This is a genomic window from Nostoc sp. JL31, from assembly GCF_017114965.1.
Taxonomy (GTDB): Bacteria; Cyanobacteriota; Cyanobacteriia; order Cyanobacteriales; family Nostocaceae; genus Nostoc; species Nostoc punctiforme_A.
In genome coordinates this window covers 14,107-27,741 of the sequence record NZ_JABXKO010000016.1, presented here as the reverse complement: position 1 = coordinate 27,741, position 13,635 = coordinate 14,107, and the positions used below count along the sequence as shown (strand labels likewise).

Annotated in this window: 12 protein-coding genes and 1 pseudogene; 11 read left to right on the top strand and 2 right to left on the bottom strand. The window is 46.4% G+C overall.

All coding sequences use genetic code 11. The features are described from left to right. Positions 1–292: 292 nt before the first annotated feature. Positions 293–2,389: a TonB-dependent receptor gene (locus tag HWQ43_RS02690; protein WP_292729890.1), complete on the top strand. Its 2,097-nt coding sequence runs from the start codon at positions 293–295 to the stop codon at positions 2,387–2,389. A gap of 224 nt (positions 2,390–2,613) precedes the next feature. Further along, a complete protein-coding gene (locus tag HWQ43_RS02685; RefSeq protein ID WP_292729887.1) occupies positions 2,614–2,910 on the top strand; it encodes a hypothetical protein in 297 nt (98 codons plus the stop codon). A 162-nt stretch (positions 2,911–3,072) separates the two neighbouring features. Here HWQ43_RS02685 and nifH read toward each other — a convergent pair whose 3' ends face one another. Continuing rightward, on the bottom strand, positions 3,073–3,963 hold the full coding sequence (gene nifH, locus HWQ43_RS02680; RefSeq protein ID WP_190941952.1) for a nitrogenase iron protein: 891 nt from the start codon (positions 3,961–3,963) through the stop codon (positions 3,073–3,075). A 237-nt stretch (positions 3,964–4,200) separates the two neighbouring features. On the opposite strand from nifH, the gene HWQ43_RS02675 reads away from it, so the two are divergent. Beyond that, positions 4,201–4,341, top strand: a complete 141-nt coding sequence (locus tag HWQ43_RS02675; protein ID WP_292729882.1) for a hypothetical protein — start codon at positions 4,201–4,203, stop codon at positions 4,339–4,341. Positions 4,342–5,804: 1,463 nt separating this feature from the next. On the opposite strand, the gene HWQ43_RS02670 is transcribed toward HWQ43_RS02675, so the two are convergent. Next, entirely contained in the window at positions 5,805–6,788 is a 984-nt protein-coding gene (locus HWQ43_RS02670) for an AraC family transcriptional regulator (protein ID WP_292729879.1), read from the bottom strand. Positions 6,789–6,872: 84 nt separating this feature from the next. On the opposite strand from HWQ43_RS02670, the gene HWQ43_RS02665 reads away from it, so the two are divergent. The 8 genes and pseudogenes from HWQ43_RS02665 (at position 6,873) to HWQ43_RS02625 (ending at position 13,578) form a co-directional block, all read left to right on the top strand. Continuing rightward, entirely contained in the window at positions 6,873–6,998 is a 126-nt protein-coding gene (locus tag HWQ43_RS02665) for a hypothetical protein (protein WP_292729876.1), read from the top strand. Positions 6,999–7,064: 66 nt separating this feature from the next. After that, positions 7,065–7,487 (top strand): cupin domain-containing protein, encoded by a 423-nt coding sequence (locus HWQ43_RS02660; RefSeq protein WP_292729873.1) that lies wholly within the window; start codon positions 7,065–7,067, stop codon positions 7,485–7,487. 57 nt (positions 7,488–7,544) lie between these two features. Then, positions 7,545–8,321: an SDR family oxidoreductase gene (locus HWQ43_RS02655; RefSeq protein ID WP_292729870.1), complete on the top strand. Its 777-nt coding sequence runs from the start codon at positions 7,545–7,547 to the stop codon at positions 8,319–8,321. Between the two features lie 184 nt (positions 8,322–8,505). Then, entirely contained in the window at positions 8,506–9,564 is a 1,059-nt protein-coding gene (locus HWQ43_RS02650; RefSeq protein ID WP_292729867.1) for an NAD(P)-dependent alcohol dehydrogenase, read from the top strand. Positions 9,565–9,591: 27 nt separating this feature from the next. After that, positions 9,592–10,575: pseudogene (locus HWQ43_RS02645) on the top strand (aldo/keto reductase). 46 nt (positions 10,576–10,621) lie between these two features. Beyond that, the gene (locus HWQ43_RS02635) at positions 10,622–11,401 is read left to right on the top strand and encodes a carboxymuconolactone decarboxylase family protein (RefSeq protein ID WP_292729859.1); all 780 of its coding nucleotides are present in this window, start codon (positions 10,622–10,624) and stop codon (positions 11,399–11,401) included. 162 nt (positions 11,402–11,563) lie between these two features. Further along, entirely contained in the window at positions 11,564–12,571 is a 1,008-nt protein-coding gene (locus HWQ43_RS02630; RefSeq protein ID WP_292729857.1) for an aldo/keto reductase, read from the top strand. Between the two features lie 155 nt (positions 12,572–12,726). Continuing rightward, positions 12,727–13,578, top strand: a complete 852-nt coding sequence (locus tag HWQ43_RS02625; protein WP_292729855.1) for an aldo/keto reductase — start codon at positions 12,727–12,729, stop codon at positions 13,576–13,578. Positions 13,579–13,635 lie beyond the last annotated feature (57 nt).

Here is a 13,635-nt window from a genome sequence, read left to right as displayed (position 1 = left end):
TAAAGCGCTGCCTACGGCAGGATGCAATAACGCTAAAAAGCAAGGGTTTTAAACCGTCACTGTTGCCTCAGTTTCTCGCAAGGTATGGCTTTTCACATAGCTCCAAATCATCCGGGGTCTAATCCCCTTCTGCCTTATTTAAATACGATCGCGTCTAGAGTTTAACACATACTGAATTAACAAATAGTCTCATCTGAACTGGGGAAATATGACAGCGTGTCTTTTGACACGATTTTACTATTACAGCAACAATGCTACGTAGTGACTGTTTTTACTTGGTGTGAAAGAGAACGTGAAAAAGGATTTTTTGTTGCTAACAGTTGCTTTACCGAGTTTACTGATAGCGTCTCCTAGTTATGCTGCTGAGAGTGAAATTGAGCAGAGAAATACTAATAAATCAACCGAAGTCATTTTAGATATTCCGAGTTTGAGTGAAGTTGAGCTACCCGCTACTAATGCCGAATTATTAACTCAAGAATCTGTACCGATTCAAGTTAATCCAGAAGAAACTCAGCCAGAAACAGAGCAAACTCCGAGCGATGATGCAGACATTTCTATAGAAGCGATCGCAGAACCAGATAACCGACCTCAATCTACTCCAACTTACGTAATTGATCGAGAAGAAATTAAAAAGCAGGGTGCTGCAAGTTTAGCCGATATTTTGAAAAGAATGCCTGGTTTTGCAATCAATGATGTAGGTCATGGTGCAGATACTCACACAGGTACATACTACCGGGGAGCCTCAATTAATCAGTCTGTATTTTTGATTAATGGTAGACAAATTAACACTAATGTCAACACTTATCATGGTGGCACTGATTTAAATAGTATTCCTGTAGAGGCGATTGAACGAGTGGAATTATATAGCGGCACCGCCTCCGCTTTATTTGGTTCCTCAGCCTTTGGAGGAGTTGTCAATATCATCACCAAAGAAGGTTATGGCAAACCTAAATTGAGTGGTAGTGCAGAATTTGGCTCATTGAATTTAAATAATCAACAAGTAACTTATGGTGGTTCATCTGATAAGGTAAAGTACAACTTTAGCTTTGAAAGATTCTTTACAGATAACCGTTATCCCGTTCCTGTAGGTGCAGCAAATCGTGATGAAAAGGGGTTTTTATCAAATGCAGACACAGCGACAAGTACATACTTTGGTAGCATTGGAGTAGATTTAGATCAGAAAAATTCATTGAATTTAGATGTTACTACACTCAGCAGTCGTCGCGGCTTAATTTATTTTGGGTTTCCTCTCCAAAGAGATAGATTAGACCACGATGGTTTAAATCTTGGCTTATCTTGGAAAACTCGGTTAGGTAATGGCGAAAGCTCTAACCTGACAACCTCAATTGGTTATAACCAAGATTATTTCAGCACTTATGGGCCTACAGGATCATTTTACCGTACAGGAGCTTTAGATACTCAACAACTTACAGCCAGGGTAGATCATGAGTGGAAAATTACTGCCAATAATAAATTGCGCTGGGGATTAGATTTGAAAAACACCGACTTAATCGGTGATGTTTTGAGTACAAATCCTAGTAGGATTTCCAATAACGAAACTGAAGATCGGAGTTTGTTCAATGCAGCTTTATTCGCTGTCAATACTTGGAATATTAGCGATAATTTTCTGATAGATTTAGGGCTAAGACAAAGTTTTGACAGCCAATTTGGAAATTATCTCAACCCTAGTGTTGGCTTACGTTATGCTGTCACACCAATAGTAGCAGTGCGTGGAAGTTGGGCAGGGGGACAACGTAATCCTGGATTAGATCAGTTGTATGTTTATGATACAGTTCATGGTTGGGAACCTAATTCTGATTTAAGCCCAGAAATTGGCTCAACTTGGACTGCGGGAGTCGATGTTAATTTTTCTCAAAATCTGATTGGACAGTTTACTTACTTTGGTAGTAGTATAGGCGATCGCTTGGGAGTCATCGCCGGAAAATGGGCAAACATTGGATTAGTAGATACCAATGGTTTAGAGGCTGCATTGCAATTCAAAATTGCCACTGGCTGGTCAACTTTCCTCAACTATACTTATACAGATTCTCAAATAAAAACAGGGACAGAGAAAGGTTTACAATTAGGTTTGATTCCCTACTCTGTACTGCAAACTGGTGTGGGTTATCAAAATTCAGGTTGGCAAGCTAACTTGTATGTTACCTACAATAGTGGCGCTCGCAGATCCATATTCGCTAACCCTACTGACAAGCCTACAGATTTTGCACCGTCTTTTGTGAATTTAGATTTGAGCGGACGTATACCTCTAACTAGCAACTTAGGACTAACAGTTTACTTAGAAAATCTACTTGGTGAACAATATGAGCGAGTTAATCGCATATATAGCCCTGGATTTACTTTTCGTGTGGGTTTAAGCGCCAATTTTTAGGTATTGAATGTAGAGTATTTTTTCATTGCAAAGTCTCTACATTCTTATGTCTTTTCACATGATTTGGAAAACCTCACTTTCCTTCCCTTATAGGAAAGTGATATTTTACAGCATTTTTTTGGTAAAGACGACGCTCCGCCATACAACATAGTGCGTTAAACTAAAACCATAATAGCCCTACTTAAAATTTATTTTTAATCTAAAATCTAAAATCTAAAATTGCTATGAGAGCCAGAATTGAAAATAAAATACTTTTGATCCACCACGAAGATTTACCAGAGTTTAAGAAGGGTGGTTCGGTGGTGAGAAATTCTTATTTTTGGGCACTACGTTCAATTGCTGGTCAAGCTTCGCGTTATCGTGATTGGGAATACGAACCAGAGGTTTGGCTAGCGCTTTCACGAATGCTTTTATCGTTTGCTGAATCTGGATATTTGGGTATTAGAGAAACTTTACTAGAGTTTCCCTTATCTCAAGGAGAAATTCCTAATTTGCTGCGAGATGTTTCTACTTGGGAGTAAGGATGTATAGCTGTCATTGTTGTTAACAAATCCTTTACTAGCTTCTGATTAAAAATAACTAATCGCTATATATTTCTATTAAGGATTCAAACAAAGAAATGCAAACATTGGGAAAAAGGTGGGCTGCTGCCCACCCTAAACCATTATTTACTTAGCAATACTTTAAACAGGTGCTTCAGTTGCAGACTTACCAACTAGCATTGCGGTATTTTCGTCGCTTTCCAGGATACCGAATTCAATCAACAATTCTTCTAACTCTTCCATCTCAATAGGGGTGGGGACAGTGAGGTTCCTGTTGTCGATAATCTTGGTAGCCAATGTCCGATATTCGTTACTTTGATTGCTGTCAGGTGCGTACTCGTTAACAGTCATCCGGCGCAATTCTGCGTGTTGAACAATGTTGTCACGAGGTACGTAGTGAATCATTTGGGTGTTCAAACGTTTCGCCAAGGTTTCGATTAAATCGATTTCTCGGTCAACGTTACGGCTGTTACAAATCAGACCACCCAAGCGCACGCCGCCTGTGTGAGCATATTTGAGAACACCACGAGCAATGTTGTTAGCTGCATACATTGCCATCATTTCACCAGAGGTAACGATGTAGATTTCTTGTGCCTTACCTTCACGGATAGGCATAGCGAAACCACCGCATACAACGTCACCCAAAACGTCGTAACTTACAAAATCAACATCTTTGTAAGCACCGTTTTCTTCTAAGAAGTTGATAGCGGTGATAATACCACGACCAGCGCAACCCACACCAGGTTCAGGACCACCAGATTCTACGCAACGTACATCGCGGAAACCGGTCAGCATTACTTCTTCGAGTTCAATATCTTCTACAGCGCCACGTTCAGCAGCCAATTGAAGAACGCTTGTTTGAGCTTTACTGTGTAGCATCAAACGAGTAGAGTCAGCTTTAGGGTCGCAACCGACAATTAGAATGCGTTGACCCATTTCAGCCATTGCTGCTAAGGTGTTTTGAGAAGTGGTAGATTTACCAATACCGCCTTTACCATAGAAAGCTATTTGTCTAATCTTTTGCTCAGTCATGGTTGTGTTTTCCTACAATGATTTAGTTGATGAGTCGGAAGCTTGATGTAAAATATTCGCCCTTGGTGTCGTAGGGAAGTAGAGCCTGTTGGCAATCGCACCCTGGCAAAAACAGTTAAAATCAGAACATATTTACCCACGAACCGATGGCTTAAGAGATAGAGAAATCTAATCTCCTAATAACAAAGCCTTTGAAACTATGACTTCAGCATTATCAGTTGTTGTAATGAATTCCAAATGGTTGCTCAAGCCTCAAGAGTGGTTGCAGCAGGAATTCAAATGAACGCAGATTTGTTCCTTGAACCACACAACCAACCAAATTGCAATCCACTCTTAAATGGTCGCTACAACTTTTCTGATTTTGCTGATGTCAAGTAACCAAGAAAATCTATAGCGCTTCTCGTTTCGTGATTGATGCAGCAAGATAAATTCTAGCCTAAAAGTGATAGTTACCGATGCAGTAATATAATACCTACACAGGCAACATCTGATACTCTGGCTTAAATAATATCTTGGTGACTTTTGACAGTATGGCTAAATTCCTAGAAATTATGGAACGACACCATTCTGCTTGAAGTTTTCGTTCCAAAAGTCGGTAACTGCTTCAACTTAGTTCCCGGTTGGAAATGTTTACTCCCACAAGACTAAGTCAGTAAATATTCTGTATTTCTATTGAATTGTCAGGCTGTACTAAGAGTCTTTCTTCCCAGACTCCAAGAGTAATTGCCTTTGGCGGGTAATGCTCTAGCTAGGTTAGCCAACTCTTATTGGCTCATACCCAGATAAATTTTGATTGACTTCAAGTTGTTACAAAGGCTACTATCCTACTCAATCTAGTTTTAGATTTTCGTTAAAAAAAGATGTAGCTAATTGAAGGGGACTTACCAGAGCAAAAAAACTTTATTGAGCTTGCCTCAAACTTGTTTTGAAGTCTTTTTGTGTTTTCACTTGTTTGATTCCTATAAAAACCATAACATACATCTCACTAATTAATTTGCCGAATCTCAAATTATTTATCTATTTAATAGAAGATTATCCTTGGACCCTTTAATAGTCATACGTTACGTCCTCACTAGTTGTTAGGTTATAAAATTATTTATAATAACAAATATGTGCAGTTAGATACTTTTGGGAATTTGATAAAAGTATTTCAAACTATTGTTTGATAAAGCAATCCAGTTCAGGTTAAGCAAAGCGCAACCCAACAAAGCTATGAAAATGTTGGGTTCCGTTCCTCAAACGCCACTTGCTTGTCCCTTAGCGCTAGCCTCTTCCAAAAGGAGAAGGAGAGACGCGCTGCGCGGACAAGTCGGGAAACCGCAAGGGCGCAGTGGCTCCGTAACCTACACAGTAGACTTCTTGGTATTATGGGGAAAAGGGTAATGGGTAAAGGTATGGAATTTTCCCAAACCCAGTAACTTTTAACATGCACGCCAACATCTTGCAAAAGTTACTTTTCCAAGATGTCTAGTTTAAGATTTTTGGCGCTAACCCAAGCGTATTCTTTTATAAAGACAACAGAATTTATTATTTTTGCAGTCAAAAAATTTGTAAATAAAGTAGATTAAATAACTCACAAAATACTAGATTTTTTGGCTCTCCCAGACTTCGTTTGATAAATTAATAATAAAAAACAGTTAAAACACCTGATGTAACTAGGTTTAGCTAAAACAGAATCAAAGATTTAATAAAATATGCTTTCTGATTCTTGAATCCCTTACTATATAAGGACTTAATCTGATATCAAGTATTAATTTTCTATAACTAGTCTAGGAGAGCCGATTTTTTCAACTAACTATAATTTGAGGAAAATTACAAGACCTTGAAAGGGCTGGTTCCGATCATATTGAACTAGCAGTCTCCCTAGCAGCTTCTCGCAGCCGCTCCACATCGCGCATCGGTGGGGCACCAAAGAGCCGCTTGTACTCCCGGTTGAAGTGCGAGGCATCGTCATACCCCACTCGGTAGGCAGCACTGCTAGCGTCAAGGCTTTCCCCTAGCATCAGACGGCGAGCCTCTTGGAGCCGCAGTTGCTTCTGGAACTGCAAGGGACTCATTGCAGTGACAGACTTGAAGTGATGGTGAAAGCCCGATACACTCATTCCCATCTCTCGTGCAATGCTTTCAATCTTGATCGGCTCGTTAAAGTCTTTACGAAGTCGCGCGACTGCTCTGGCGATATGGTAGGTATAGCCACCCAGAACTGCAATATGACGGAGCCGATTACCTTGCTCTCCCATCAAGAGTCGGTAAATAATTTCCCGCTTAATCAGTGGTGCGAGAACATGAGCTTCAGCAGGGGAATCTAGAAGCCTGACGAGCCGCACCACAGCATCCAACAGATTTGTATTCAACGGACTTACGTCGATCGCTTTCACATCAGCACGGTTGCGCGATGAGGGATACCCTGCCTCGACCATCACTGAGCCAACGAGGGTGGGGTCAAGATCGAGGCGAACGCTAAGATACGGTTGCTCCTTAGACGCTTCCAGAATTTGGCTGACAATCGGTAGTTCAACCGTAGCAAGCAGATAATGCATCGGGTCGTAATGATAGCGATCGCTACCCAGAAAAACTTCTTTGCTGCCCTGAGCGATCGCACAAAAGGCAGGAACAGAGACACTATGAAGGCATTCCGAAGGCGAGGAGGAGCGGTTGAAGTGCAAACCTTTGAGCGGCTCAATCGTCCCATCATGACGAATAGCTTGTGCAATACGCTCTTTCAGTTCGTCTCTGTTGGCTTGCGCTCTGTCTGCCTCGCGCTTTGCCTGCGGATCGTTCATTAAATCGATATTGGACTTTTCACTCGTTTTGGCAGCGTTCATTTCTAAGTTTGCAGGATTGTACAACGATCTTAGACGATCGTTTTATTGCTTGTCCTCCAAAATGCCTAAGATGAAGCTAAAGCAATGAAAAACGATTCCGGCTTCTTGCAAGCGTCTGGATTTTTATTCAAGAGAAAACTCAGTTTTGATTGGGTAAGAGATTCACCTACTGACAACCAAAACGGCATCAAGGCTAACCTTGCTTCTTAAAAAATCCATCCCTATTGATAGAGAAGCGATAAATGCTCAATCTCTACGATTGGGGCAGCCACCCAAATGGCATCAAGTAAAAGAATTAAGGAAATGGACATCAAAAGAAGTGGCTCACAGCCTTCCGCCAAAGGAGCGGCTGAGTATTTTACAGGCACTGTCCGCATTGACCCCCTGTTCGAGGCGCACGATCCAGCACGCACACTTAGTGCCAGTGTCACGTTCGAGCCTGGTGCTCGGACAGCATGGCACACCCACCCGTTGGGACAGACCCTGATCGTGACGGCTGGCTGCGGTCTCGCACAGCGCTGGGGCGGCGCGATCGAGCAAATCCGACCGGGGGACACGATCTGGTTCTCGCCAGGTGAGAAGCATTGGCACGGTGCTACCTCAACCACGGCAATGACACACATCGCCATTCAGGAACAGCTCGACGGCAAGACCGTGGACTGGATGGAAAAGGTCAGCGACAAGCAGTACTCCAGCTAATCACCACATCCGGTGGTTTTAAGACCTTGTTAAGCGAAGAATCGAAGGAGGAAAATAGTGGCGACGAACGAGAATGGAAACTACAGAGAAAAGGTTGCGTTTGTGACCGGAGCAGCGAGCGGTATCGGTCGAGCTACAGCGCTGGCGTTTGCCCGTGAGGGTGCCAGCGTGGTGGTTGCTGATGTTTCAGAACCGAGCAATCAAGAAACAGCACGCATGATCGAGGAACTCGGCGGTCGGGCGATCGCCGTCAGGTGTGATGTAACGCGGGCTGAGGACGTGAAGGCTGCGCTGGACAAGACCGTTGAAGCTTTCGGGCGGCTGGACTTCGCCTTCAACAACGCGGGCATCGAGCCGAAGAAGGCGGCTCCGACTGCGGAGTACGAGGAGGAAGAGTGGAACCGGATTATCGACATCAACCTCCGCAGCGTTTTCCTGTGCATGAAACACGAGATCCCACTGATCCTCAAGCAGGGACGCGGTGCGATCGTCAATACGTCTTCGGGCGCAGGAATCATCGGCATCAAGGGCAGCCCTGCGTACACCGCCGCCAAACATGGCGTGATCGGACTGACCAAGGCAGCGGCCCTCGACTACGCCGCACAGAACATCCGCGTCAACGCCGTCTGTCCTGGCTACATCGACACCCCGATGATGGGTCGTTTCACTGGCGGTACGGACGAAGGACGCGCAAAGGTGATTGCGGAGGAGCCGGTCGGACGGATGGGCAAGCCCGAGGAGATCGCTGCGGCCGTCGTCTGGCTTTGCTCGGACGCGGCTGCCTTCGTCGTTGGGCACGCTATGGTCATCGACGGCGGCCAAACGGTGCAGTAATGTTCGTCGCCAACTCGATCAAACCCTAAACGCACGACAACAAAGCATTGTCGCGTATCGCCACTCAGGAGTTACTCGACGGCAAGCCCGTGGATTGAATGAAAAAGTTCAGCGACAATACCAGGACAGATTCAAGACCGAGTAGAAGGAAACCAGCTTATCTTCCAGATTGGAGCATCAATTTATGTACAACGCCAAAGCTTACTCCGCAGCCAGTGCAACTGCACCGCTCGCTTCCGACACGATCGCCCGGCGCGATCCAACCGAACGCGATGTTCAGATCGAAATCCTCTTCTGTGGCATCTGCCACTCCGACCTCCATTCAGTGCGTAACGAGTGGAGCGATTTCATGTCCACGAACTACCCGATTGTCCCCGGTCATGAGATCGTGGGACGTGTCACCCAGGTCGGCTCGGCAGTTACCAAGTATAAGCCCGGCGACCTCGCGGCGGTCGGTTGCTTAGTCGATTCGGATGGTACCTGTCCTAATTGCAAAGCTGGCCTTGAGAATTTCTGCCCGAATCAGATCCTCACCTTCAACTCTCCAGACAAGCATCTTGGTGGCGTTACTTATGGGGGCTACTCCGATAGCATTGTCGTTGATGAACGCTTCGTGCTGCGCGTTCCCTCCAACCTCGATCTCGCCGGGGTTGCACCACTTCTGTGTGCTGGAATCACAACCTATTCACCCATGCGTCACTGGGGTGTCACCAAGGGTAAGAAAGTTGGTATAGTCGGTCTTGGGGGGCTGGGACACATGGGCGTGAAGTTTGCCCGTGCGTTTGGTGCCCACGTTGTCGTCTTCACCACCTCACCCGACAAGACGGAAGACGCGCTCCGCCTGGGTGCCGACGAAGTGGTCGTCTCCCGCAATGCCGAAGAGATGCAAAAGCACGCTGGCAGCTTCGATTTCATCCTCGACACCGTTTCCGCCAAGCACGACATCAACGCCTATCTCAACCTGCTCCGCCTCGATGGCAACCTCACTTTGGTTGGCGCTTCCCCGATTCCCCTGGATGTTTCGGCATTTAGCCTGATTATGGCGCGCCGCAATCTCTCTGGCTCAAACATCGGTGGCATTCCCGAAACCCAAGAAATGCTCGACTTTTGTGGCGAACATAACATCACCGCAGATGTCGAAGTTATCCCGATCCAAAAGGTCAACCAAGCCTACGATCGCCTGCTCAAGTCCGATGTGAAATACCGCTTCTGTATCGATATGGCATCCCTTAAATCTGCATAACCGAGGTAGAACCTCAAAGGAGTAACAATGCAAAAGCGCAAACTTGGAAACAGTAACTTAGAAGTCTCGGCGATCGGGCTAGGCTGTATGGGGTTGAACTATGCCTACAGCCATACCCTCGACAAGAAAGAAAGCATCTCCCTGCTCCAAGCCGCGGTGGAGCGTGGCGTCACCCTCTTTGATACAGCCGAAATGTATGGGCCATTCACCAATGAAGAATTGGTGGGCGAAGCGCTCAAACCTTACCGCGATCGCGTCGTCATTGCCACGAAGTTCGGCATCAAGTTACACGACGGCAAGCAGGTGCAGGACAGTCATCCATCAGGAATCAGGGAATCCGTAGAAGGTTCGCTGAAGCGCTTAAAGACCGATGTAATTGACTTGTACTACCAGCACCGCGTGGATACCCAAGTGCCGATCGAAGACGTAGCCGGAACCATCAAGGATTTGATCGGTGAAGGCAAAATCAAACATTGGGGGCTTTCAGAAGCAGGTGTACAGACCGTGCGTCGGGCACACGCAGTCCAACCGTTAACTGCCGTTCAGAGCGAGTACTCCCTGTGGTGGCGGCGTCCGGAAGAAGCCTTGTTGCCTACCCTGGAAGAGTTGGGAATCGGTTTTGTGCCATTTAGTCCTTTGGGTAAAGGTTTCTTGACAGGCAGTATCAGCAAGGACGCGAAATTCGACAAATCCGACTTTCGCAGCATTGTTCCCCGGTTTACGCCGGAGGCTCTCGATGCCAACCAGTTCTTGGTGGATTTGTTGAAAGAGGTGGCGAACCAGAAGAAAGCTACAGCAGCGCAAATCGCCCTGTCCTGAATACTGGCGCAAAAACCGTGGATTGTGCCCATTCCTGGTACGACTAAACTGTATCGGTTGGAAGAAAACATTGGCGCAGCAGACATCGAACTGACGCAGGACGAATTGCAAAGCATCGACGCGGCATTGGCGCAAATTACAGTCGAAGGCGATCGCTATCCAGAAGAGTTGGAAAAGCGAACGGGATTGTAGACGGAATCGCTGACCATAGAATTTTAACCCCAATAAGGAGGTGCGGATGACAAATACACAGCAGCAGGACTCTGTAAGGATAAGTGAAGCGGCAGATAAAAACCATGAGGAACTCTTTCCAAACCACAAATCGACCCTGATAGTAACCGACCCTGAACTGATCGAAGTCTTTGACAACTTCGCCTTCGACGAAGTAATTGCTGAGAGCAAGCTGGATACAAAGACAAGAGTCGTGCTGATTCTGGCATCTATCATCGGCAGCCAGGCAGTCAACGAATACAGGGTTATGGTGGGCGCTGCGCTCAATGTCGGAGTAACGCCGATTGAAATCAAGGAGATCCTGTATCAGTCGGTACCCTACGTGGGTATGGCGAAAGCATTTGACTTCGTTCATGCCACGAATGAAGTGATGTCCAGCAGAGGTATTCAATTACCTTTAGAAGGGCAATCTACCACCAGCCCGGAAACACGCTACGACAAAGGGCTGGCAATACAGAAAGCTGTATTCGGCGAAACGATCGATCAAATGTATCAGCGATCGCCCAAAGAGCAGCTGCACATTCAAAGGTTTCTGTCTGCCAATTGCTTTGGCGATTATTACACCCGCAATGGTGTAGACATAAGAGTCAGGGAGCTGATCACACTGTCTATCCTCATTGCTCTGGGCGGGGTGGAATCACAGATAAAGGGGCACATTCAAGGCAACCTGAATGTCGGCAACGGCAAAGATATACTGCTGGATCTGATTACACAATTGTTGCCTTGGGTGGGATATCCCCGAACACTGAACGCGTTGAAATGCCTTCAGGAAGTGGCGACGGAGTAATGGTGACGATCGCGATTGACTAACGAAGAATATGTTCTCTCATTGACATTTCGGCCGCTGTAGAAGACTACATACGCGAGATAAACGACTGCTGCGGCAATACCAGACCCGATCTTAGGTTAAGACAGTTCGACCTTTAAATCAAAGACAGGAGTTCAAATAATGCAAAAGCGCACACTTGGAAACAGTAATCTGGAAGTCTCGGCTATCGGGCTGGGCTGCATGGGAATGAGCTTTTCTTATGGCCCACCCAAAGACACGCAGGAGATGACCGCTCTTCTGGGGGCCGCCGTCGAACGTGGCGTTACATTCTTTGACACCGCCGAGGTCTACGGCCCGTTCACCAACGAAGAGCTTGTGGGCGAAGCCCTCGCTCCCTTTCGGGGGCAAGTGATCATTGCCACCAAATTCGGATTCGACCTGAGTCCTAATTCCGATCCTCGCGGGATGAAGGGTTCGCCCAGCCTGAATAGCCGGCCGGAGCAAATCAAGCAGGCCGTTGAGGGTTCGCTCAAGCGACTCAAGGTCGAGACAATCGACCTACTCTATCAGCACCGGGTTGACCCGAACGTGCCGATCGAAGACGTGGCAGGAGCGGTAAAGGAACTGATTCAGGCAGGTAAGGTGAAGCACTTTGGACTCTCGGAAGCAGGAGTGCAAACGATTCGTCGCGCGCATGCAGTTCAGCCAGTCACTGCTCTCCAGAGCGAATACTCGCTGTGGACGAGGACTCCTGAGAAAGAAGTGATACCGACCCTTGAGGAACTCGGAATCGGCTTTGTCCCTTACAGCCCGTTGGGCAAGGGCTTTCTCACTGGTAAGATCGACGAAAACGCCACTTTCGACAGTTCCGACTTCCGCAGCACCTTGCCTCGCTTTACGCCGGAAGCTCTCAAGGCGAATCAAGCCCTGATTAATCTGCTCGGTAGCATTGCCGAACAGAAACAGGTGACACCTGCTCAGATTGCACTTGCCTGGCTGCTGGCCCAAAAGCCGTGGATTGTTCCGATCCCAGGCACCACGAAGCTGCATCGCTTGGACGAAAACATTGGGGCAGTCTCCGTCGAACTCACGCCCGACGATCTGCGTGACATCGATGATGCCGCCTCCCAAATTACGGTGCAAGGGGCGAGATACCCCGAAAAGCTGGAGCAAATGACTGGTCGCTAAACATTGATTGCAGTTTTTGGGTCTGGCATAACTATCCCTTAGACCAGACCCAAACCATTATGGCTGGTTGCGATCAAGTGGCAGAGGTCAACCACGAATCATCACAAGGCTACTGACCGCTCATTGAAGGAAAAAGCACAATTTGGAGAGAAATAATGCAAAAGGTTGTACTGAATAATGGTGTCGAGATGCCCATTTTAGGGTTCGGTGTCTACCAGGTAACTGACCTCGAAGAGTGTGAAAGAAGCGTATATGAAGCAATACGTGCGGGCTATCGTTTAATTGATACCGCCGCTGCTTATCAAAACGAAGGAGCCGTTGGCAAAGCCATTGAAAAAAGTGGTGTGCCAAGAGAAGATATCTTTGTCACCACCAAACTTTGGATTCAGGATACTGGCTACGAAAATACAAAGAAGGCGTTTGAGCGATCGCTCAAAAGATTGCAATTGAATTATCTGGATCTTTATCTGATTCATCAACCCTACGGCGATATCTATGGCTCGTGGCGAGCAATGGAAGAACTTTATCGAGAAGGCAAGATTAGAGCCATCGGTGTTAGCAATTTCCAACCCGATCGCTTAATGGATCTGATGGTTCATAACGAAGTCGTTCCTGCGGTCAATCAAATTGAGACCCATCCCTTCCATCAGCAAATTGAAACCCAGAAGTTTTTAGAGGAAAACAATGTTCAGATTGAATCCTGGGGACCGTTTGCTGAAGGCAAGAACAACATTTTCAAAAATGAACTGCTGCTTGCGATCGCTGAGAAATACAAGAAAACCGTTGCTCAAGTGATCCTGCGCTGGCTGACCCAGAGAGGAATCGTGGTGATTCCAAAGTCAGTTCGTAAGGAAAGGATTGTTGAGAACTTCAACATTTTCGATTTTGAACTTAGCCCTGAAGATATGGATGCAATTATCTCGCTAGATATGAAGGTTAGCAGCTTCTTCGACCATCGTGATCCGGAGATGGTGAAACAGTTGAGTACCGTAAAACTTGACATTTAGAATCACTGCGCTCCCGCTTGATTTGGCGCGTAACGCGCGGTGCAACCCAAATGTGCA